Raw genomic sequence first — 21909 nt, 5'->3', positions numbered from 1 at the left:
TATTACTATAAAATAACACTATACGCTTATGGGAGGCAATAAAATGTATCAAACAATTATAATCGGTGGCGGTCCTAGCGGGCTAATGGCAGCTGCTGCGGCAAGTCTCAATAATCATAATATTTTATTAATTGAAAAGAAAAAAGGACTCGGTCGTAAATTGAAAATTTCTGGAGGCGGACGTTGCAACGTAACAAATCGCTTACCTTATGATGAAATCATCAAAAATATACCTGGTAATGGGAAATTTTTATATAGCCCTTTTTCTGTTTTTGATAATGAATCTATCATCCATTTTTTCGAATCTAGAGGCGTTCTTTTAAAGGAAGAAGACCACGGTCGTATGTTCCCCGTCTCTAATAAAGCACAAGATGTTGTTGACGCACTCATCAATACTTTGCAACAGAATAACGTAGAAATAAAAGAAGAATCCACTGTATCATCAATTGAATACACGGACCAACATACTTTCACCGTAACATTAAATGATCAGCAACAATTTTCAAGCAATAGTTTAATTATTGCCACCGGTGGCACAAGCGTCCCTCAAACTGGTTCAACAGGTGATGGTTATAAATTTGCCGAACACTTGGGACATTCCATTACTGAATTATTTCCAACTGAAGTACCCATCACTTCTTCTGAAACATTTATCAAAAACAAACGTCTCAAAGGTTTGAGTTTAAAAAATGTTGCGCTATCCGTTTTAAAAAAGAATGGTAAAACACGAATCACACATCAAATGGATATGTTATTCACTCACTTTGGAATTAGTGGACCCGCTGCACTAAGGTGTAGTCAATTTGTATATAAAGAACAAAAGAATCAAAAAAAACAAGATATTCAAATGCAACTGGATGCCTTTCCTGAACTTACCAAAAATGAACTCGAACAAAAGATTAGACGTTTGTTAGAAGAAACACCTGATAAATTTGTTAAAAATAGTTTGCATGGCTTAATTGAAGAGCGCTATTTGTTATTTTTAATTAAGCAAGCCCATATCTCAGATGATTTAACAGCGCACCATATTGCCAACGCACAAATTAATCAACTTGTAGAATTATTAAAAGGATTTACCTTTACGGTTAACGGCACACTTTCTATTGAAAAAGCCTTCGTTACAGGAGGTGGTGTTTCATTAAAAGAAATACAACCCAAAACAATGATGTCTAAGTTTGTACCTGGTTTGTTTTTATGTGGTGAAGTACTGGATATCCACGGTTATACAGGTGGATATAATATCACAAGCGCCCTTGTCACAGGTCATGTAGCTGGCACTAATGCAAGCCTTTTCTAAATTGATTATATATAGTAAAAGATAACATTGAAATCCAATAGTTTCATTAATATTTGATAAAGTAGCAGTGCATCATTCACTGTAAAGCCATTACTATATGGACAAATAAAGCATTATAAATAAACTGTTGATTACCTTAAGAAAGCCGAGACATATGCTTATGTCTCGGCTTTTAATTAACTACTTATTTTATAATTAAATACTTTTAATATCTAAACCTTCATCACCAAATTCATCCATACCACCTTCAACATTCACTGCATTCACGCCATTTTGTTCAAGGTATTGAACGACTTGCGCACTTCTGCCACCGGCTTTACAGATAATATAATACGTTTCATTATCATTAAAATAGTTTAGATTATCTGGAATACTATTCATTGGAATGGTTTCAGCACCTGGAATGATACCCATCGCTGTTTCTTGATCAGTTCTAACGTCCACAATGTTAACTGGGTTTGCATCCAAAATTTTCTCTTTTAGTTCAGTTACTGTGATAGATTCCATAATTAATTCCTCCTGTGTTTATTTAGCAACGATATTAACAAGTTTTTTAGGAACTGCAATAACTTTTTTAATATCTTTACCTTCTATTTCAGATTTAACATGTTCATTATCTAGTGCGATTTGCTCCATTTCTTCTTTCGCAATATCTTTAGATACATTAATTTTAGCACGCACTTTACCATTTACTTGTACGACAATCTCAATTTCGTCATCAACAAGTAACGCGTCATCGTAGGATGGCCATGGTTGATAAGTGATTGTTTCATCATGGCCTAAACGTGACCACAATTCTTCAGATATATGAGGTGCAATCGGCGCTAGCATTTTAATAAAGCCTTCGATATATGGTTTATAAATTTCTTCCGCTTTATAACAATCATTAATAAATACCATAAGTTGACTAATCGCTGTGTTAAAGTTAAGCGAATTGTAATCTTCTGTAACTTTTTTCACTGTTTGGTGATAACTCTTATCTAAAGCCTTACTATGATTGTTTACCACTTTATTAGAAATTGAACCATCTTCTGTAATTAATAAACGCCAAATCCTATCTAAGAAACGTCTCGAACCATCTAAACCATTTTCGCTCCAAGCGATAGCGGCATCAAGCGGTCCCATAAACATCTCATATAAACGTAACGTATCCGCACCATGAGATTTTACAATATCATCTGGATTAATTACATTACCTTTAGATTTACTCATTTTTTCGTTACCTTCACCCAAAATCATACCTTGGTTGAATAACCTTTGGAATGGTTCTTTTGTTGGTACCACACCTAAATCAAATAATACTTTGTGCCAAAATCGTGCATACAATAAATGTAATACAGCATGTTCTACGCCACCAATATACAAATCTACAGGCAACCAATGTTTTAATTTTTCAGGATCTGCTAACATTTGCTCATTGTCTGGATCAATATATCTTAGATAATACCAACAGCTACCTGCCCATTGTGGCATCGTATTTGTTTCACGACGGCCTTTCATACCTGTGGCTTCATCGACAACGTTTACAAATTCATCAATATTCGCTAACGGTGATTCACCTGTCCCTGACGGTTTTATTTCATCAGTTTCTGGTAAAAGTAATGGTAGTTCATCTTCAGGTACTGTCGTCATTGAGCCATCTTCCCAGTGAATAACTGGAATAGGTTCGCCCCAATATCTTTGTCTACTGAACAACCAATCTCTAAGTTTGTAGTTTACTTTACGCATACCGGCATTTTTATTTTCTAACAATTCAATCGCTTTTTCTATAGCTGCTTCATTGTATAATCCGTTTAGTTCACCAGAATTAATATGCGGTCCGTCGCCAGTGTAGGCTTCCTTGCTCATATCTCCGCCTTCGATGACTTCTATAATTGGTAAGTCAAATGTTTTAGCGAATTCATAATCACGCTGATCACCACTAGGTACAGCCATGACCGCACCAGTACCGTAAGTGGATAGTACGTAATCTGCAATCCATATTGGTACTTGTTGCCCTGATAATGGATTAACAGCATATGCACCAGTGAATACACCAGACTTTTCTTTTGATAAGCCAGTACGTTCTAAATCAGATTTCTTAGCCGCTTCTTTTTGATAAGCTTCTACATCATCTTTATTATCTTCCGTAGTAATCAAATCTACAAGCTCGTGTTCTGGGCTAAGCACTAAAAATGACGCACCGTATATTGTATCAGGTCTAGTAGTAAATACTTCAATTTGCTCATTATAATCTTTCACATCAAATGCCACTGATGCACCTTCAGAACGGCCAATCCAGTTACGTTGCATATCTTTCAATGACTCTGGCCAGTCTAATTCATCTAAATCTTCTAACAATCTGTCTGCATATTCGGTAATTTTAAGAACCCATTGCTTCATTGGACGTCTATATACAGGATGGCCGCCACGTTCTGATACGCCATCAATAACTTCTTCATTCGATAATACCGTACCTAATGCTGGACACCAATTCACAGCCACTTCATCTACATAAGCTAAACCTTTATTATATAATTGTATGAAAATCCATTGTGTCCATTTGTAGTATTCAGGATCTGTCGTATTCACTTCTCTATCCCAGTCATAACTGAAACCAAGTTCTTTTATCTGACGCTTAAAGGTCTGAATATTTTCTTTAGTGAACTCTCGTGGATCATTACCTGTATCTAATGCATATTGTTCAGCTGGTAAGCCAAATGCATCCCAACCCATTGGGTGTAATACGTTATAACCTAACATACGTTTATAACGAGAGATGATATCTGTAGCAGTATACCCTTCTGGGTGACCAACATGCAGGCCTGCTCCTGATGGATAAGGGAACATATCTAAAGCATAAAATTTCTTTTGCCCTAAATTGTCGCTCGTTTTAAAAGTTTTATTTGCTTCCCAATAGTCCTGCCATTTCTTTTCAATTTCATTATGACTGTAATTCACTACTTTTCCTCCTATTCAATAAAAAAACACCCCAAACTATTATTTAATTACAAAGGGACGACTTTCGCCGCGGTACCACCCAAATTCACATTAAATGTGCACTCATTTTAACTAATAGTAAGAGATGTCATAAATTATCTTTAAGTCCTGGTAAGTTCACTTTAACTTAACACTAGGTTCCACCAACCCTAGTTCTCTGTAGATAAGTTTTAAAGTTACTACTCCTATACATTACTAATAATATTTGAAATAACTATTTATTTCAAGAGTAAAACCTGATTTAACAGGAAACATACTTATTTACTACATATGATAAGCATGTATAACTAAAAAATAAATTATTATATAAATTAGTGAGACAGAGACCAACGTTTTTCACAGTGATTTCATAGACCCACGCCCGCAAGGATAATTAAGGTTCATGCTTATACAAAAGGCACACTTCTGTACAAAGCGCTGACGATACATTGACTGCCAATTGAAAACGAGCCTAAGATATTTATTTATATCCCAGACTCATCAGATATCTTACGTATCTTTTGGTAATTTTTTATCGTATATTAACAGGAATACCAGTGCAATAAGTAATAATACAATCATACTTAAAAACATAGCTTGCATATTAAACGAATCTACAACAACACCGCCAATTAATGGTCCAAAAGCTTTTCCCACAGTTGCAGCAGAATTAACATAACCTTGGAATGAACCTTCTTTCCCTTTAGGCGCTAATTGATTCGCTATTGTTGGTACGGCTGGCCAAACAAACATTTCTCCTAAAGTAAGTATAATCATAGCTACCATGAAAATTGAAAATTGTTCAGCAAAACTTGTCACAAAGAAAGAGAGAATAAAGATGACAATCCCAACAAGCATTTGATATTTTAGGTTTCCTTTTAACAATCTAATGACAGGTAAGATTAAAGGTTGCGCAACTAAAATCATAATGCCGTTAACTGTCCATAACAGACTGTACTGACTCATTGAAATATTGATTTCTTGAGTAAACGAAGCTATCGTACTTTCCCATTGAATATAAGCAATCCAACAAATACTGAACATAACGCATAATAACGTTAGCGCTATAAACTGTGGTCTATATGCTTTAGATAAAAGACTCATTGCATCCGTTGATTTCACTTTAACATCTAAATTAATTTTGAATTGTGTCACGGCTACAATTGCAAATGCGACATACATTAATAAGTTCGCTATAAAAATATAATTAAAACTTAATTCTGCTACAAATCCACCTGATGCAGCACCAATGGCTACACCTAAATTTTGAGCCAAATAAATTGCATTAAAAGTTTGACGACCACCTTGTGGCCACACGGCGCCAGCCAATGCATAAATTGCTGGAACAATCATACCGCCACCAAATCCTAGTGCTACTAGCCATACAGCATACCATGGCCAACCATGGAAAAAATTAAGCAGTGTTGTACTCATTAAACAAATTACTGTTCCTATAATAATAGTACGATAACCACCTAATTTATCAAAAAGCATGCCCCCTAATAAGTTACCTATGACCATGCCAAATGAATTGATCATTAGTACTAATCCGGCGATAGTTAGACTTTTATCTAATTCTTCATTCATATAAATTGTATTTAATGGCCATAAGAAACTTGAGCCTGTGATATTTAATGCCATACCAATTACTAGCCACCACACTGATTTAGGCATATTCATAACATTAAGCTCCTTTCTACATCAAAATTTCTTATTTTACTTTAAACACTATATCATTAAAATATGTTAAAATCTTTAACTAGAATGAATTTAGAAAGGAAAATGTTATATGGGACAATTCTTCCCTTACGCATTCGAGAATAAAAGATATCATACATGGAATTATCATTTAAAAAATAAATTTGGACAAAAAATATTTAAAGTTGCAATTGATGGAGGATTTGATTGTCCAAATAGAGATGGTACCGTTGCACATGGTGGCTGTACATTTTGTTCAGCAGCTGGTAGCGGTGACTTTGCAGGTAATCGTGTAGATCCAATCGATGTACAATTTAAAGAAATAAAAGATAGAATGCATGAAAAATGGCACGATGGCCAATACATCGCCTACTTCCAAGCTTTTACAAATACACATGCACCCGTAGAGGTATTGCGTGAAAAATATGAAACTGCATTGAAAGAGCCTGGTGTAGTTGGTTTATCCATAGGTACACGTCCAGACTGTTTACCTGATGATGTAGTCGAGTATTTAGCAGAATTGAATGAACGTACTTACTTATGGGTTGAACTAGGTCTTCAAACAATACACCAAGAAACATCTGATTTAATCAATCGCGCACATGATATGAAAACTTATTATGAAGGTATTGCCAAACTACGCAAACATAATATAAACATTTGTACGCATATTATAAATGGTTTACCTGGTGAAGATTATAATATGATGATGGAAACTGCACGAGAAGTCGCTCAAATGGACGTACAAGGTATAAAAATACATTTACTTCACCTATTAAAAGGAACGCCAATGGTTAAGCAATATGATAAAGGCATGCTAGAATTTATGTCACAAGATGAATACACTAAATTAGTGTGTGATCAGTTAGAAATCATACCAAAAGAAATGATCGTTCATAGAATTACCGGTGATGGTCCAATCGATTTAATGGTAGGTCCTATGTGGAGTGTTAACAAATGGGAAGTTCTCAATGAAATTGATAATGAACTTGCTCGCCGAGATTCATACCAAGGAAAATATTTTGAAAGCACAGTTAAGTCATGAAACTTGAACGCATTCTCCCTTTTGCTAGAACATTAATTCAACAACACGTATCAGATGACAGTATCGTGATCGATGCTACATGCGGTAACGGTAATGATACACATTTTCTTGCCCAACAAGTTCCAAACGGTAATGTCTATGCTTTTGATATACAAGATGAAGCTATTAAGCAGACACAACTTAAGATTCATGATTTTAACAATGTCACTATCGTTCAAGATAGCCATGCAAATATCCAATCATATATTCCAAATTATCAACAAGGTAAAATTGACGCAGCGATTTTTAACTTAGGTTATTTACCAAAAGGAGATAAATCCATTGTTACACAAGCCGAAAGTACAATTGCTGCCATAAATGCAATATTTAATATTTTATCCATAGAAGGCATCATTATTCTTGTTATTTATCATGGCCATGATGAAGGCAAATTGGAGCGAGATGCTATTCTAGATTATTTGGAACAATTCGATCAAAATAAAGCACATATTCTAAAATATCAATTTATCAATCAACAAAATAATCCACCATTTATTTGTGCGATAGAAAAAAGATAAATTCTATCATTTAGTTTTCCTAAAGCACACGCTTTAAAAATAAAAAAAGCTGCCAATAAAAGTATTTAAACTTTGTTGGCAGCTTTTTTGTGTAAATTACACTGTAAAATTCATAATTCCTATAGATTTAAGATAGATTTAAGACTGTTTTGAATAGTAGATGAGTTAGAATCAATTTCTTCTTTAAAAAAGTTTAAAAGACTTTCCCTTTGATCTTTTAAATCTTCATTAAAATGGATAATAACTGTACGTTCGTCGTTTTGTGGTCTTTCTTTAATAATCCACGCTTTTTCAACTAAATCATTGTACGTACGTGTACGTTTGTATGATTTAATATGAACAAAGTCATCCATTTCTTTTAAAGTCATTGACCCTTCTTTCCAAAGTGTCAAAAGGATTAAAATTTCTTCTTTTGACATTTTATATTGCTTTTGAACTTTGTCAAAAATATCCTCGATATCTTTCAACACAGATTCTAATTGCAAAACGCCATCCACTTTTTCAGTAAATGTCTTCCCCATAGTGTAATCCCCCAATCATAGTATAAAGTTTAAACATGTAAAATTAATTTCAAAAAATCATCAATCACTGTAAAATAAATTCTACACTGAATAAATATTAGAATTTTTAATAAAATTAATCTTATATACAGTTTAAATTTAAACTATGAATTATGCAATTAAATGAGATATTTTATTTTGCATTTCTTTCAAAATACCAACAGAACGGGTAAATAAAGTTTTTTCTTCATCGTTTAACGGTATTTCAAAAACTTCTACCGCACCTTGTCTGTTAATTTTTGTAGGGACACCTATATAGACATCTTCTTGACCATATTCACCTTCTAAACGACTGGATACGGTAAGCACTAAATTTTGATTATTTAAAATCGCTTTAGTTATATGCACTAATCCCATAGCAATGCCATAATATGTTGCACCTTTAGCTTGAATAATGTCATAGGCTGCATCTCGTGTATTAACAAATATTTCTTCTATTCTATGTTGTTTTTCAGGATCATCTTTTAACAATTGGTATAATGGCTGTCCTGCAATATTTGCTTGTGACCAAACAGCTAGTTCAGAGTCTCCATGTTCCCCAATGATTTGTCCATGAACACTTCTATCAGAAACGCCAAATTCTTCAGCTAATTCATATTTGAATCGTGCCGTATCTAAAATCGTACCTGATCCAATTACTTTTTCTTTAGGTAATCCAGAAACTTGTTGTGTTACATAGGTAAGTACATCAACAGGGTTAGTGGCTACTAAGAAAATCCCATTAAATCCAGATGCCATAACTTCAGAAACAATCGATTTAAATATTTTTGTATTCTTTTCAATTAAATCTAATCTCGTTTCTCCTGGTTTTTGAGCTGCTCCAGCAGTAATCACCACTAAATCAGCATTGTGACATGCTTTATATGAACCAGCTTTAATTTTAACAGGTGAACCTCCATACGGTGCCGCATGGTTTAAGTCCATTACATCACCTTTCACTTTGTCTTCATCTAAATCTATAATAACGAGTTCATCTGCCACACCTTGAGCTACTAATGCAAATGCATAACTTGATCCAACTGCACCATCACCAATTAAAACAACTTTATTACTTTTTATATATTCCATCACAGAACGCTCCTCACATGAAAATTAATAATTTATATTGTGATTTATTTCACAATATAAATATATCAGTTCCTCCGAGCATTTGCAATAGTTATTTGTAATTTATTTCACAAAAATATTAATTATAAGTTACAATAAAAATCAAATATAAAAAACGGTGAAATCATATCCTTTTAAAATTAGGATACAAATCCACCGCTTTTGCCACTTACTGTATTATCATTGTATTCAGGTACTATGAAACTTCATTTTCATCATGTACTATAAATCCATTGTTACTTGCACTATTATTTAAAAACGCTAAAATATATCGCATGACTTCATCACGTTCAGGCTCGTTATGAATTTCATGATATAATCCTTCCCACGCTTTAAAATAAAGTTCTTCTGTCATTATTTTATCTTTTATTAAATCCATTGCGCTTATATCTGCAACTCTATCTTCTGTACCGTACATTAATAATAACGGCAATGATTTTACATCTTTTAAATGGTTGACTGTCTCTTTCATAATTTCAATAATCTGTTTATACCAGTAGTAAGTTACTTTATTTAACATCAATTGATCTTTATTCGTCTCTTCTATAACTTCTTCGTTTCTTGTTAAATCTTCAACTGTGATACCAACTTTAAATCGAGTATCTTTCGCAATTTTACCTATATTAGAAATAATTTTATCTTTTCTAGATTTATTACTTTTCTTAAATTCTAAAAGTGGTGAAAGCAACATCAGGCCTTCAATCGGCACTTCTGTTTTTTCTAATAAATTTAAGACAATCAAACCACCAAGACCTATACCTAGGACATAAGTTGGAATTTTATATTCATTTGCGATTCTAATCCATTCAAGTATATGCTCATGATATACATCAAAATTATCAATTTGACCTTTATTTGAACGTGATGTTTGCCCTTGTCCTGGCAAATCGCCCATAATAACATGATATCCATTTCGGCGAAGCATCGTAATCACATATGCATATCTTCCAGTATGTTCAAGCATGTTATGTGCAATTACTACGACACCTTTTGCTTCATTTTCGGTTTCCCATTTCCACATAATCCATACTTCCCCTTCTACATTTAAATTCATTACGCTTATTGTATCAAAATACGCTATGCTTTTTCCATTTTAAACATATTAAATAAACATAAAACTAAATTTATTTCCCACAATAAATTTCTTATTTCTGTTCAATACATATCTCATGAGTGTATATTGAAATTTAAAGTGTAATATATTTTATTGCAAACGATTTCATTACTATTAGATTCATGCTACACTATTATTGAAACATAGCTATAAGCGGAATGGGAGGAATTAATATGCCAATTGTGAAAGATTTCTTTATCGGATTATCAAATAATTCGTTTTTAAATAAGACTGCCAAGGAAGTAGGACCCATGTTTGGGGCGAATAAAGTCGTTGCGGGTAATACGATTAAATCCTTGATAGACACAATTGAACGTTTAAACAACAAGGGAATTACAGTGACTGTTGATTGTCTTGGAGAGTTTGTCGTAACTGAAGGTGAAGCTATCCAAGCTAAAGATCAAATTTTGGAAGTCATGTATGCCATTTATAATCATAGTTTAAATGGACATATGTCTGTGAAATTAAGCCAACTAGGTTCAGAGTTTGATATAGATCTTGCTTACCGTAATTTACGAGAAATATTATTGAAAGCAAATGAATTTGATAATATGCATATTAATATCGATACTGAAAAGTATGATAGCTTGTTTGATATCACTCAAGTATTAGATCGATTAAAAGGTGAATTTAAAAATGTTGGTACAGTCATTCAAGCATATTTATATAAAGCTGATGCGCTCATAGATAAATATCCTGAACTAAGATTACGCATGGTTAAAGGTGCATATAAAGAAAATGAAGTTATTGCTTTTCAAACAAAAGAAGAAATCGACGAAAACTACATACGTTTAATAAAAAAAAGATTGTTAAGTGCTAAAAACGTTACTTCTATCGCTACACACGATGATAAAATCATTACACAAATCAAACAATTTATTAAAGATAATAAAATTGATAAAGATCGTTATGAATTTCAAATGTTATACGGCTTTCGCTCCGATTTAGCAGAACAAATTGCCGGCGAAGGCAACAATTTCTGCATTTATGTGCCATATGGAGATGATTGGTTCAGTTACTTTATGAGAAGATTAGCTGAAAGACCACAAAATTTGAATTTAATGTTTAAAGAATTGTTAAAACCAGATATATTGAAAAAAGTAGGCACTATTGCTGGCATATTTGCTGGCGTTGTAGCTACAGGTTCAATACTATATAGAGTACTTAAAAAATAATCAATTCAATGTTCAATATATAAATAATTATTTTAAAACAATTCACTTTTTAAACACTACATCTAAGTAATCATACGAGCACAAATTTTAAGTTCAATGATGTTTAAAAAGATTTACATATCCGAATTCTAATTTAGATAGTCATTGAATTTATTATAAAAACAAAGAACGCCAAAGCTGTCATGTCTTTGGCGTTCTACTAATTTAATATAATTGAAAAACGATACGATATTAAAAATTGATAAGCATTAGACAAGTTTAACTTTATATTTCTCTTAATAAATTAGCCATTTCTATCGCACCTACTGCTGCTTCTGCACCTTTATTACCTGCTTTCGTACCTGCACGTTCTACTGCTTGTTCAATATTTTCTGTAGTTAAAATACCGAATATGACTGGCGTATCAGTAACATCATTCGCTTTTGAAACACCCTTGGCTACTTCGTTACAAACGTAATCGTAATGAGACGTTGATCCTCTAATAACACAACCTAGAGTGATAACTGCATCATAATCATTTTTCTTAGCTAATTTTTTAGCTACTAAAGGAATTTCAAATGCTCCTGGTACGTATGCTACATCGATATTAGCTTCCGGTACTTCATGTCTAATTAATGTATCTTTTGCACCATCTAATAATCGATTAGTAATAAAATCATTAAATCTACTTACAACAATCGCTACTTTTAAATCTGAACCTACTAATTTACCTTCAAAATTCATTGTTCATTACCTCCTATATTAAGTGACCCATTTTTTCTTTTTTTGTATTCATATAATCCTGATTGTATGCATTGGCTGGTACGATGAGTTCAATTCTCTTCGCAATATGAATACCATATGATTCTAAACTTTCAAATTTTTTCGGATTATTACTTAATAAATTTACACTGTCCACACCAAAATATTTTAATATTTGGGCAGCATTTTGATAATCTCTTAAATCTTCTTCAAATCCTAATGCAATATTTGCAGAAACTGTATCATAACCCTGTTCGATTAATTCGTAAGCTTTCAACTTATTAATTAAGCCTATGCCTCTACCCTCTTGAGGAAGATACAGTATCATGCCACCATGCTCTGCTATATATTTCATCGATGCTGCTAATTGTTCACCACAATCACATCGTTGACTATGAAAAATGTCGCCAGTTAAACATGCTGAATGGATTCGAACATTTTCAGTTTTATTAATGTCGCCATTAGCGATAACAACAATATCTTCTTCGCTATTATCTGTAGTAAAGCCATACATATCAAAGTTACCGTATTCTGTTGGCATCTTAACTTTTGCTTTTGCATCTAGTTTAGAAATTGAAGATTTTCGATACTTTTCTAAGTCTTCAATAGAAATCATAACTAAACCATGCGTTTCTTTAAATGCTTCTAATGACGCTCCTTTTGCCATTGTCCCATCTTCATCCATAATTTCACAAATTAATGCTGCTGGTTTAGCGCCAGTTAATTTAGCTAAATCCACAGACGCTTCAGTATGACCACGTCTTGATAGCACACCATTATCTTGTGCAATTAAAGGGAATAAATGACCCGGTTTATTAAAATCAGATCCAGTAGCTTGCTCATCGATCAATGCTCTCGCTGTCATTGTTCTTTCGTCTGCACTAATGCCAGTTGTTGTTTGTATGTGATCAACACTTACCGTAAACTGTGTGCCATAAACATCAGAATTATGCGTGACCATAGGATTTAGATCCAACTTTTCAGCAATTGCATTACTGATTGGTGCACAAATTAATCCTTTACCATAGGTCGCCATAAAATTAACAGTGTTGTCATTCATCCATTCCGTAACAGCTACTAAGTCACCTTCATTTTCTCTATTTTCATCATCTACGACTATGATACTTTCACCTTTTTTTAGTGCTTCCAGCGCTGTATCGATACTATCTAATTGCATATGAGCCCTCCTTAAAATCCAAATGCTTTAAGTTTATCTGAAGTTAATTTAGCATTATCATTTTCAATAATTTTTTCAACGTATTTAAATAACATATCCGTTTCTAAATGAACTGGATCACCAACACGCTTTTGATTTAATATCGTTGATTTTCTTGTCTCAGGAATGAGATGTATATCGAATTCTGATTGCTTTAATTGAAATATCGTTAAACTCACACCATCAACTGTAATTGAACCTTGACTAACCATTTGTTTTATCAATGACGTTGACGGTTGTATTGTTACAATTTTAGAATTATCCGATGACTGAATGCGTTTAATTTTCGCTACTTCATCTACATGACCAAGTACAAAATGTCCACCAAATCGACCTTGACCACTCATCGCTCTTTCTAAATTCACTTCAGAAGATTGACTTAATTGATTTAAATACGTTTTATTTTCTGTACCTTTTATAACTTGTACTGAAAAAGTGTGATTATCAAATTCTATTACTGTTAAACATGCTCCGTTAACACTGATTGAATCACCAATATGCATGTCAGTTAAAATCGTTTGACATTCAATTTTCAAGTTAACTACAGACTGTTGTGTTGATATTTTTTTAATTGTACCTATTTCTTCAACAATTCCAGTAAACATGTTTAATCACTTCTTTCGTAATTCTAATTTAAGATTTTGCTCAAGCATTTGTGAATCAACAATTTCAAACTGTGGGACTTCTGACAAATCGATGATTTTATCCGTATGGAAAAATTGATATTTGCCTGAACCACCAATTATTTTCGGGGCATAATATATAATTAGTTTATTTGTATAATTGGATTGAAGAAATTCAGAAGTAACTGTGGGACCTGCTTCTACTAACAATCTGCCTATACCTTTTTCATATAAATTTTTCATAATATTTTCTACTGAACAATTTGTAAGTTGAATAATTTCAACATGTTCAATGTCCGTTACTAAAGCTTCATTTTGTGTATAAATCCAAATCGGCGTATTCGTATTTTTAAAAATGTCTAAATTAAAATCTATGTTACCGTTTTGGGCTAGTATCACTTTAATTGGGTTTTTACCCTCTTCAATTCGAGTCGTATATTGTGGATTATCTGCATTTAACGTGCCACTACCAGTTAGTACCGCATCGTGATGATGTCTTAATTTAAAAACATCTTTTTTCACGAGTTTATTGGTAATCCATTTACTTTCACCAGTATCTGTCGCTTGTTTGCCATCTAAACTACAAGAAACCTTTACTGTTACCATTGGTACAGATTGTCGTTTTGTAATAAAGAAATCTTTATATAAGTTTTCAGCATCAGGTTGATGTCGAAATTCAACATCTATCCCTGCTTCTTGTAAAATATTGTCACCATTGGAAGGTAATGTAGTATCTTTAACTGCATAAACAACACTATTAATGCCTGCCTCAATAATTTTATTGACGCAAGGTGGTGTAGAACCAAAGTGTGTACAGGGTTCTAATGAAATATAAATGGTTCCACCTTTCGCATTGTCTTTTGCCATATCTAGCGCCTGCACTTCTGCATGTTTGTCACCTTTTTTTAAGTGTGCACCTATACCTACGATACGTCCTCGATTCACTACTACTGCACCAACTGGAGGGTTTAAACCTGTTTGTCCCTCAACCATTTGTGCAAGTTGTATAGCATAGTTTAAATATTGACTCATCTCATCACCTCTAAATAATAAAAAAACACCTGAAATGAACATTTCAGGTGTGGGATCTATTGATATAACATTATTAGCAAAAATTAGACACACTTATACATAAATTTTAAATTTATGGTATGCCAAATAGACACTTAAAAAGTGTTGTTTTGTTATACTTCATTCTTTCTCCCATCCAGACTTTACTGTCGGCTCTAGAATCTCACTAGATCAGCCACATTTATACACATAAATGCAGGTCGCAGGCTTAATTTACTGCCGGTTGGGAATTTCACCCTGCCCCGAAAGAATATCTATGAAATTGTTAATTGATGATTGAGTCATGTAACTGAAACTTAGTTACAAAATCATCGTACTACATTTTTTGAGAAATGACAATTCTTATTGCCTAAGTCGGCTTTATTTTTCTGATAATTAATACAATTACATGGAGAAATGAGTCAAAAAACGAACTATTTAAAGCGTCTAATCCCATTTATTAAATAATACGTTAAACACTCACAGATGTTTAAAGCAACAAACCATTAGTGATACTTTAAATCATTTATTTGATTCAAATAAATGATTTATTACACTTACCGCTTGCCTTACAATCATCATGACGCCATTTCTCGATTGATTAATACCATTTGTTAACTGACCTAATGCATACATATTTTTAAGCGTGCCATACCTTGGACTTATAATTTGATTTGTTTCAGCTACAATTTGTATACCACCAAGTGGATGCGCTTGTACTACTTGTCTATTTTCTAAATTCAACACAAGTTGATCATCACTATCAAGATCTGAAAGTTGTGTTTTCGAACCTGTCGCATTAATGACTACATCACTATTTTCTACCGAACCGTCTTGAAATTCTAATTGAAATCTATGTTGACTATGTTTAACAGATTCTAAGCCCTTCTCAATTTTAATTAAGCCATTATTAATGTGTTCAATGAGTAATTGTGCAGTCTGTGGAGGCATTGGATTAGAATTTTCTTTTAAAATACCATGATAATTTGATAAAAAATGTTTTTGGTCAGTACGACTCAAACTATTCCATATCCAATTTAAATTTTCTTTGGCAAGCTCAAGTATACTTTGGAATTTACCTAACTCCTCTGCATGTTCTAAATCGTAAGTTAAATCTATAATCGGATCATTTGTTCTTCGATGCACAAGTGTTTCTACCGGAATTTCATAATGTGCACAGTCTTTCATAAATAACCGCATTGCCTCATCTAATGGCACATTTCCAAAATGTTTCTCTTTAATTTCATTAAAATTTTCAGGAGTTAAATATTTAAATTCAATATCAGGCATCTCACCTCTAACACTCGGTAAGTGACCCTTACGACTTGTAACCGTAATTGGTAAATTAGGATGATGCGCTGTTACATAGCGAATCACATCAAGACTTGCTAGTCCAGTACCAATAATAGAAATTCTATCTGTATCTTTAACATTATCTAACGTATTATATGTAGGATACGGTGTTTGTATATATCCTTTCGTGCCTTTCAATTTGTATGGATCATGATAAGACAACGTGCCTATAGCTAAAAATACTACATCATACTGCTTTCGATTTTCTATGTTATTTGCAGTACAAACATTATATTGTATATCTGTTTGACCTATATCTGAGTCAATAAAGACTTCAGAAACTTCTTCACAAATTTGGTGAATATTATCATACTGATTGATAAATTGTTGCAAATAATCTTTCATATAATGTCCAAAAATAAACCTCGGCAAATACTTCGGATTTGAAAACTTAAATGTTGATTGATTTTCATACCATTCATAAAATTCCCGTTCATTTTCTAAATTCAATGACATCTCTTCTGCAGGTAAATTAATTAATAATTGGTCACTATCGTTTTGAAACGGCACACCTTGCCCCATGTTTTTAGGGTTATCATATACATCGATAGCTAATTCAGAAAAACGTTCCTGTTTGACTAATTCCTTTAGCAAACTCACACCTGCCGTACCCATACCTATGATTGCAATCCTCATAGTTCACATCCTAACTAAACTTATTTAAGCTTTATTATACCAATGATTTATCTTACTTTACACATTAATGGTTTACAGTTGTTTCATCCGTTAAGTTATAATGTTTTATTAAATATGTTATTCTAAATATATTGAGAAATTTATTTTTTTGTATTTTAAATAAGGAGTATAATAATGAAATTTTTAAAACGATTTGTCATTTTGGTTTTATTTAGCACAATTTTTTTAGCAAGTTGTGAATTACCTGGCCTTGGTGGTGGACAATCAAAAAGCACTGTAAGAATATCTGCATTAGCCACAAGTGAATCCCAGATTATGGCCTATATGTTAAAAGAGTTAATTGAGCACGATACTGATGGGAAAGTAAAAGGTTCAATCATTAATAATTTAGGTTCCGCAACCATTCAACATAATGCATTAATGAATGGTGATGCTGATGTATCAAGCACACGATATACTGGTACTGATTTAGTAGGTGCACTTGAACAGAAACCAATCACCGATTCTACCAAAGCTATGCATGTTACAAAAAAATTATTTAATCAAAAATTTGATCAAACGTTTTTTAATTCATACGGTTTTGAAAACACGTTTGCCTTTATGGTCACAAAAGAAACAGCCAAAAAATTCAACTTACATACTGTTTCAGATTTAGAAAAAGTAAAAGACAAAGTAAATGTTGGCACAGATACCACGTGGATTAAACGCGGTGGCGACGGTTATGCCCCATTCCAAGAACATTACGGTTTTGCTTTCAATTCTATAAAACCTATGCAAATCGGACTTGTTTATGATGCATTAAAAAACCAAAAACTAGATGTTGCACTTGGCTATACTACAGATGGTAGAATTGCAGCATACGATTTAGTGGTTCTCAAAGACGATAAAAACTTCTTTCCGCCTTATGATGCCAGTGCAGTAGCGCCAAATAAACTTTTAGCTCAACAACCAGAACTAAAAAAAGCAATAAAAAAATTAGAAGGTCAAATCAGTACAGAACAAATGCAAAAATTAAATTATGAAGCTGATGGTCAAGGTAAAGAACCTGCCATTGTTGCGAAAGAATTTTTAAAACAACATCATTATTTTGATAAAAAATAGTATTGATTTCTACCTCTATATGCTTTGTTATTTTCAATGCACCTATTATCTTAGGTACATTCAAATATGAATTAGGAAGTGAAATAATGAAATTTATATTCAAAGTTTTCATATCTGCTTTGTTATTGTTTTTGCTTATTGGACAAAAAAATAAAGCACAGTAAAACACAAACGCATCTAAAAAGAGCCTAAGGCATCTATTTATGTCTTAGGCTCTTTAAATTATTGTTTATGTTTATTATCATCTTTATAAACAAAATATTTATAATACTTACCTTCTGTTTTCATATCTTCATAAAAGTGTGCCATTAATGAAGCGTTACTTTCTGCCCATTTTATGTCAGTAGCATATTGATGTTCGCCTGGATTTTTCGGATTCCATCTCATACTATATAGCGTATTTTGATCTTTATTTGATAAAAAATGTCCATGAATAAAGTTAGCACCGCCACTAATTGCTTTTTGTGGTGTATCCCATCCATGTTTCTTGGCATATTCAGACCCTGTTTTAATAGGATCTTCATCTAAAGCACCTACACCGAAGAAATTATAGTATTTTTTACCATCAATCTCTACGCCACTTGAAAGTTCACTTTTAGCAGAACCTGTTTCAAGCAATGCGTGTGAAATTAAGTAGACCTCATTTACATGTTTGTCTTTAGCAGCCTTTATAAATTCATCAGAATGCTTAAGTAATGTTGGGTTATCAATTAACATACGTTTGATTCTGTTATGGTCAATACCTTGATATTTATCTAATTCTAAAAATTGGTATTTTTGCGTATCACTCTCAATAAACTTACTACTATCCATCGCAGCTTTTATTTCAGTTGACGATGCGTCTCTCCATGTTTTGTTATCTTTACTTGAAACTTGTTGGCTTGTGTAGTTATCTATTTGCTTTTTAGATGCTTTATCTAAAGTTACTTTTAAATTATCAACTTTTTCTTGTTCATCTACTTCTTTAAAAAAGATTTGATCTGAAATCATTGAAAATACAATAATTGCAGCTACACCTAAGATTACCAATAAACCTATAATTGATAAAATTGAGCCTTTTTTATGCTTCGTCATGTTCCACACCTCTTAGGTAATAATTAGGAATGAGAAGTCTCTATCATTTATGTATCAATGTGCTTGAGACTATCTGATAATAAATTCTAACACTAAATAGTTAAACGCACAATTTTATCTAAGTGTTGTTACATATTCATAAAAAAAGTAATGAAATTTTAATTTCATTACTCTTGACTTTTACGATATTCCATTATGATAAAGCTCGATGCTTGTGATCTATTTTTATAATAATAACGATTCAAATCAATCGTACCTTCAATTTCTCCATCACGATACATCATTTCATTTGTTAAGTTATTTATCATTACAAAATCTGATTTATCTTTAATCATATCTAAATCATTATGTTTAGCAAAAAAATGCTCTAAATTTAAATGTGCGTAATCCATATAAACCTCCTGATAATTGTCCGAAGATAATAATACATCTTTTAGTGTTATATCTCTAAGTTGAATACGCGTTCATGTTATAAAAACTAAAATTTATTACTCTTATGTTATCTATTTAACACCTATTATCTATATTTAGCAAATGAAATTTATTATTTGTCTTTATAAAATGAATTTATCCGGAATTACAAGTTGTATATACAGCAATAGGAGGCACCAAATGCACTTTAGTAAAATTTATAATAAATCAAAACACATCATATATGTTCTTCTAAAAAAATACAATATTAAGTACAATAATGATGAATTTGTACAATTACTCACGATTAAATTATGGGAACTATCCAGAAAGTATAATGCCCAAAAATCTTCTTCATTTCAATCTTATTTATATACACGGTTAAATTTCTATTTAATTGATTTATTTCGTAAGCAACACAACACTTATGAAATATGCGAACCATTTGATGAAGTACGTTGTCATCAAATTCCTAGCATCTACCCTGATAGTAAAATAGAGGCTCATCATTTCTTAACAACGCTTACAACACAAGAACAACAGTGGTTACAATTAAAATTATATGGTTATAAACAAAAAGAGATTGCACAACACCTAAAGTGTTCAATATCAACCATAAAAAATATACAGCAACGTGTTCAAGTAAAATATTCTAAATACTATAAATTTTAATGAGGTGAATTTAATGAATAACCTTGCTAAACTATTATATTTCAAAACCGTTATCGGTCCCGAATTACTTACCATTTGTCAATATACAACACATCAATTTACGTATCCATCTTCCATTAATCAAACATTAAAATATATCCTTGAAACCAACCATCTTTCTTTACCCATACAAATTAAGCAAGCTAAGGACATACTTAAAATACGAAAACTCATCCCCATCTATATTAATAACCATACGATCGTCTTCCCAATTAAAGCAAAGCGCTCCCCAATACAATATTTTATCAATGCATTAGCAATTAATGGCTTAAAATCACAAGGTGCACAAACAGTTATTTATTTTGATAATGCAACTTTTATCATAGTTGATGTAGCATATATCGTTGTACATAAAAAATGGCAAGAAAGTTTAACACTTTCTCACCTAATAGATAGTTAGTATTTTATTACAATGCTTTGTTATGCTTATATTCTAATAATTTTTTCGTAAAGTAACCAGTGACCAACCTAATTAAATACAAACTAACAATAACAAGTAATAATGCTCCAATAAATGTTAATATGACTGTCAGTGTCGATAACTGTACTTCTGGTTTTATAAAATATTGTACAGCAGTTAAACTTGTAATAAAACCAAACAAGAAAATACCTAATAACATAATATATGTAAATAAAATACCTAATAATAAAGCAAATAACTGCGTAGACGATACTACTTTTTCTTTAAAAACATATTCTTTTAAAAATTGATTAGAAAATGCAATAGGTCGATTTAAATGTTCATTATCATGCTTTTCAACTACGCTTTCCAAAACAGAATCCAATTTACTTTTTTCTTTTTTATTTAAAAACCATAACTGCTTTTTAACTTTTTGCTTAAAAATATTTGCTTTCATTTAATATGTACTCCTTTAGCAATTTCGCCATACATCTCTTTCAAATAGTAATGAAATTATCTCAATGAATCAATTATAATTGAACACATTTTTTACAAATTATGCATCAACGACATCTAGTCCCATTAATGTAGCGAATTGAATTGCTTGTTCTTTAGATACCTTACACCTAACTAAATCTTCTTTATTGACGACAATTGTTTCAAATTGTGATGTGCTTAAATCACAACCTTTTAATGGCGTTTGATGTATTGTTACGTGGTTCATGTTTGTTTCATCGAATGTAATTTGTTTTAATGTTGATTCATAAAAAGCACCATGTTCAAGTTGACACGTATCAAATAGTAACTTATCCATTTTAGAGTCTATAAAACTAACAAAATTAGCTTTAACTTCACAAAATGAAGTATGACCCAACCTCATTTGTTTTAAATAAGTCCCTGTCATACGACAATTTTTAAATATCACTCTATGTAAACTACCATGTTCCATTTTAACATTAGAAAAATCACAATTTTCAAAAATCACGTCTGTAAAATCTACACGTCCTATATCAGAATTAGTAAAGTTGCAATTTGTGATGCGTGAACCATATATCAATAACCTATCTAAAGTTTGATCAACG

At 32.1% G+C, this 21909-nt stretch carries 22 protein-coding genes, 1 riboswitch and 1 other annotated feature; of the genes, 7 read left to right on the top strand and 15 right to left on the bottom strand.

Annotated features, from left to right (window positions below):
• Positions 1-43 precede the first annotated feature (43 nt).
• Positions 44-1297, top strand: coding sequence for a BaiN/RdsA family NAD(P)/FAD-dependent oxidoreductase (locus tag M1D64_RS05275; RefSeq protein WP_129530961.1), 1254 nt, complete (start codon positions 44-46; stop codon positions 1295-1297).
• A gap of 195 nt (positions 1298-1492) precedes the next feature.
• On the opposite strand, the gene M1D64_RS05270 is transcribed toward M1D64_RS05275, so the two are convergent.
• The 3 genes from M1D64_RS05270 to M1D64_RS05260 all read right to left on the bottom strand — a co-directional run bounded on the left by M1D64_RS05270 (position 1493) and on the right by M1D64_RS05260 (position 5935).
• Positions 1493-1804 (bottom strand): rhodanese-like domain-containing protein, encoded by a 312-nt coding sequence (locus M1D64_RS05270; protein ID WP_002482987.1) that lies wholly within the window; start codon positions 1802-1804, stop codon positions 1493-1495.
• Positions 1805-1822: 18 nt separating this feature from the next.
• Positions 1823-4237 (bottom strand): leucine--tRNA ligase, encoded by a 2415-nt coding sequence (leuS, locus tag M1D64_RS05265; RefSeq protein ID WP_069822067.1) that lies wholly within the window; start codon positions 4235-4237, stop codon positions 1823-1825.
• A gap of 50 nt (positions 4238-4287) precedes the next feature.
• Positions 4288-4478, bottom strand: a binding site (T-box leader).
• Between the two features lie 287 nt (positions 4479-4765).
• Complete coding sequence (locus tag M1D64_RS05260; protein WP_075340108.1) at positions 4766-5935, bottom strand: MDR family MFS transporter; 1170 nt, start codon at positions 5933-5935, stop codon at positions 4766-4768.
• 109 nt (positions 5936-6044) lie between these two features.
• Between M1D64_RS05260 and mnmL the strand changes: the two genes are divergently transcribed.
• Positions 6045-6998: a tRNA modification radical SAM protein MnmL/YtqA gene (gene mnmL, locus M1D64_RS05255; RefSeq protein WP_002482984.1), complete on the top strand. Its 954-nt coding sequence runs from the start codon at positions 6045-6047 to the stop codon at positions 6996-6998.
• Positions 6995-7555 (top strand): tRNA 5-(aminomethyl)-2-thiouridylate-methyltransferase MnmM, encoded by a 561-nt coding sequence (mnmM, locus tag M1D64_RS05250; protein ID WP_011302854.1) that lies wholly within the window; start codon positions 6995-6997, stop codon positions 7553-7555. The genes mnmL and mnmM overlap by 4 nt, the downstream gene beginning before the upstream one ends.
• A 119-nt stretch (positions 7556-7674) precedes the next feature.
• Here mnmM and M1D64_RS05245 read toward each other — a convergent pair whose 3' ends face one another.
• From M1D64_RS05245 to M1D64_RS05235, 3 genes are all read right to left on the bottom strand, one after another.
• Positions 7675-8076 (bottom strand): transcriptional regulator, SarA/Rot family, encoded by a 402-nt coding sequence (locus M1D64_RS05245; RefSeq protein ID WP_002482982.1) that lies wholly within the window; start codon positions 8074-8076, stop codon positions 7675-7677.
• 150 nt (positions 8077-8226) lie between these two features.
• A complete protein-coding gene (locus M1D64_RS05240) occupies positions 8227-9183 on the bottom strand; it encodes an L-lactate dehydrogenase (RefSeq protein ID WP_041080035.1) in 957 nt (318 codons plus the stop codon).
• A gap of 235 nt (positions 9184-9418) precedes the next feature.
• Positions 9419-10243: an alpha/beta fold hydrolase gene (locus tag M1D64_RS05235; RefSeq protein WP_037538238.1), complete on the bottom strand. Its 825-nt coding sequence runs from the start codon at positions 10241-10243 to the stop codon at positions 9419-9421.
• A gap of 266 nt (positions 10244-10509) precedes the next feature.
• Between M1D64_RS05235 and M1D64_RS05230 the strand changes: the two genes are divergently transcribed.
• The gene (locus tag M1D64_RS05230; protein ID WP_037538235.1) at positions 10510-11511 is read left to right on the top strand and encodes a proline dehydrogenase family protein; all 1002 of its coding nucleotides are present in this window, start codon (positions 10510-10512) and stop codon (positions 11509-11511) included.
• A gap of 264 nt (positions 11512-11775) precedes the next feature.
• Here M1D64_RS05230 and ribH read toward each other — a convergent pair whose 3' ends face one another.
• The 5 genes from ribH to M1D64_RS05205 all read right to left on the bottom strand — a co-directional run bounded on the left by ribH (position 11776) and on the right by M1D64_RS05205 (position 17130).
• A complete protein-coding gene (gene ribH, locus M1D64_RS05225; RefSeq protein ID WP_041080037.1) occupies positions 11776-12234 on the bottom strand; it encodes a 6,7-dimethyl-8-ribityllumazine synthase in 459 nt (152 codons plus the stop codon).
• A 13-nt stretch (positions 12235-12247) separates the two neighbouring features.
• Positions 12248-13429 (bottom strand): bifunctional 3,4-dihydroxy-2-butanone-4-phosphate synthase/GTP cyclohydrolase II, encoded by a 1182-nt coding sequence (locus M1D64_RS05220; RefSeq protein ID WP_041080038.1) that lies wholly within the window; start codon positions 13427-13429, stop codon positions 12248-12250.
• 11 nt (positions 13430-13440) lie between these two features.
• Entirely contained in the window at positions 13441-14073 is a 633-nt protein-coding gene (gene ribE / locus M1D64_RS05215; protein ID WP_002482976.1) for a riboflavin synthase, read from the bottom strand.
• A 6-nt stretch (positions 14074-14079) separates the two neighbouring features.
• A complete protein-coding gene (gene ribD / locus M1D64_RS05210) occupies positions 14080-15123 on the bottom strand; it encodes a bifunctional diaminohydroxyphosphoribosylaminopyrimidine deaminase/5-amino-6-(5-phosphoribosylamino)uracil reductase RibD (RefSeq protein WP_129530960.1) in 1044 nt (347 codons plus the stop codon).
• Positions 15124-15282: 159 nt separating this feature from the next.
• A riboswitch (FMN riboswitch) is annotated at positions 15283-15416 on the bottom strand.
• 247 nt (positions 15417-15663) lie between these two features.
• A complete protein-coding gene (locus tag M1D64_RS05205; RefSeq protein WP_002482974.1) occupies positions 15664-17130 on the bottom strand; it encodes an FAD/NAD(P)-binding protein in 1467 nt (488 codons plus the stop codon).
• Between the two features lie 174 nt (positions 17131-17304).
• Here M1D64_RS05205 and M1D64_RS05200 point away from each other — a divergent pair, with 174 nt between their 5' ends.
• Complete coding sequence (locus M1D64_RS05200) at positions 17305-18231, top strand: osmoprotectant ABC transporter substrate-binding protein (protein ID WP_037538233.1); 927 nt, start codon at positions 17305-17307, stop codon at positions 18229-18231.
• Positions 18232-18453: 222 nt separating this feature from the next.
• Here M1D64_RS05200 and sagB read toward each other — a convergent pair whose 3' ends face one another.
• Both sagB and M1D64_RS05190 read right to left on the bottom strand, forming a co-directional pair.
• Positions 18454-19305 carry a peptidoglycan release complex glucosaminidase SagB gene (gene sagB, locus M1D64_RS05195; protein ID WP_002482919.1) on the bottom strand — a complete coding sequence of 284 codons (852 nt, stop codon included), beginning with the start codon at positions 19303-19305 and terminating at the stop codon, positions 18454-18456.
• 167 nt (positions 19306-19472) lie between these two features.
• The gene (locus M1D64_RS05190) at positions 19473-19697 is read right to left on the bottom strand and encodes a hypothetical protein (RefSeq protein WP_002482918.1); all 225 of its coding nucleotides are present in this window, start codon (positions 19695-19697) and stop codon (positions 19473-19475) included.
• 220 nt (positions 19698-19917) lie between these two features.
• Here M1D64_RS05190 and M1D64_RS05185 point away from each other — a divergent pair, with 220 nt between their 5' ends.
• Together M1D64_RS05185 and M1D64_RS05180 are read left to right on the top strand one after the other, a co-directional pair.
• The gene (locus tag M1D64_RS05185) at positions 19918-20388 is read left to right on the top strand and encodes a sigma-70 family RNA polymerase sigma factor (protein WP_041080044.1); all 471 of its coding nucleotides are present in this window, start codon (positions 19918-19920) and stop codon (positions 20386-20388) included.
• Between the two features lie 13 nt (positions 20389-20401).
• Positions 20402-20827, top strand: coding sequence for a competence protein ComK (locus M1D64_RS05180; protein ID WP_041080046.1), 426 nt, complete (start codon positions 20402-20404; stop codon positions 20825-20827).
• Between the two features lie 7 nt (positions 20828-20834).
• On the opposite strand, the gene M1D64_RS05175 is transcribed toward M1D64_RS05180, so the two are convergent.
• Positions 20835-21284: a hypothetical protein gene (locus M1D64_RS05175; protein ID WP_011302838.1), complete on the bottom strand. Its 450-nt coding sequence runs from the start codon at positions 21282-21284 to the stop codon at positions 20835-20837.
• A 99-nt stretch (positions 21285-21383) separates the two neighbouring features.
• The gene (locus M1D64_RS05170) at positions 21384-21884 is read right to left on the bottom strand and encodes a pentapeptide repeat-containing protein (RefSeq protein ID WP_480977561.1); all 501 of its coding nucleotides are present in this window, start codon (positions 21882-21884) and stop codon (positions 21384-21386) included.
• Between the last annotated feature and the right edge of the window lie 25 nt (positions 21885-21909).

This window comes from Staphylococcus sp. Z5-21, from assembly GCF_056529615.1.
The sequence above is the reverse complement of the archived record's forward strand: the minus strand, read 5'-3'. Positions and strand labels throughout refer to the sequence as shown.

What these genes read in the sequence shown, in the direction of transcription:
- mnmM (WP_011302854.1), top strand. Translation starts at nt 6,995, where the DNA reads ATGAAACTTGAACGCATTCTCCCTTTTGCTAGAACATTAATTCAACAA.
- M1D64_RS05260 (WP_075340108.1), bottom strand. Translation starts at nt 5,935, where the DNA reads ATGAATATGCCTAAATCAGTGTGGTGGCTAGTAATTGGTATGGCATTA.
- M1D64_RS05230 (WP_037538235.1), top strand. Translation starts at nt 10,510, where the DNA reads ATGCCAATTGTGAAAGATTTCTTTATCGGATTATCAAATAATTCGTTT.
- ribE (WP_002482976.1), bottom strand. Translation starts at nt 14,073, where the DNA reads ATGTTTACTGGAATTGTTGAAGAAATAGGTACAATTAAAAAAATATCA.
- M1D64_RS05270 (WP_002482987.1), bottom strand. Translation starts at nt 1,804, where the DNA reads ATGGAATCTATCACAGTAACTGAACTAAAAGAGAAAATTTTGGATGCA.
- sagB (WP_002482919.1), bottom strand. Translation starts at nt 19,305, where the DNA reads ATGACGAAGCATAAAAAAGGCTCAATTTTATCAATTATAGGTTTATTG.
- ribH (WP_041080037.1), bottom strand. Translation starts at nt 12,234, where the DNA reads ATGAATTTTGAAGGTAAATTAGTAGGTTCAGATTTAAAAGTAGCGATT.
- M1D64_RS05175 (WP_011302838.1), bottom strand. Translation starts at nt 21,284, where the DNA reads ATGAAAGCAAATATTTTTAAGCAAAAAGTTAAAAAGCAGTTATGGTTT.
- M1D64_RS05205 (WP_002482974.1), bottom strand. Translation starts at nt 17,130, where the DNA reads ATGAGGATTGCAATCATAGGTATGGGTACGGCAGGTGTGAGTTTGCTA.
- M1D64_RS05200 (WP_037538233.1), top strand. Translation starts at nt 17,305, where the DNA reads ATGAAATTTTTAAAACGATTTGTCATTTTGGTTTTATTTAGCACAATT.
- M1D64_RS05180 (WP_041080046.1), top strand. Translation starts at nt 20,402, where the DNA reads ATGAATAACCTTGCTAAACTATTATATTTCAAAACCGTTATCGGTCCC.
- M1D64_RS05240 (WP_041080035.1), bottom strand. Translation starts at nt 9,183, where the DNA reads ATGGAATATATAAAAAGTAATAAAGTTGTTTTAATTGGTGATGGTGCA.
- M1D64_RS05220 (WP_041080038.1), bottom strand. Translation starts at nt 13,429, where the DNA reads ATGCAATTAGATAGTATCGATACAGCGCTGGAAGCACTAAAAAAAGGT.
- M1D64_RS05185 (WP_041080044.1), top strand. Translation starts at nt 19,918, where the DNA reads ATGCACTTTAGTAAAATTTATAATAAATCAAAACACATCATATATGTT.
- M1D64_RS05190 (WP_002482918.1), bottom strand. Translation starts at nt 19,697, where the DNA reads ATGGATTACGCACATTTAAATTTAGAGCATTTTTTTGCTAAACATAAT.
- M1D64_RS05235 (WP_037538238.1), bottom strand. Translation starts at nt 10,243, where the DNA reads ATGTGGAAATGGGAAACCGAAAATGAAGCAAAAGGTGTCGTAGTAATT.
- ribD (WP_129530960.1), bottom strand. Translation starts at nt 15,123, where the DNA reads ATGAGTCAATATTTAAACTATGCTATACAACTTGCACAAATGGTTGAG.
- M1D64_RS05275 (WP_129530961.1), top strand. Translation starts at nt 44, where the DNA reads ATGTATCAAACAATTATAATCGGTGGCGGTCCTAGCGGGCTAATGGCA.
- mnmL (WP_002482984.1), top strand. Translation starts at nt 6,045, where the DNA reads ATGGGACAATTCTTCCCTTACGCATTCGAGAATAAAAGATATCATACA.
- M1D64_RS05245 (WP_002482982.1), bottom strand. Translation starts at nt 8,076, where the DNA reads ATGGGGAAGACATTTACTGAAAAAGTGGATGGCGTTTTGCAATTAGAA.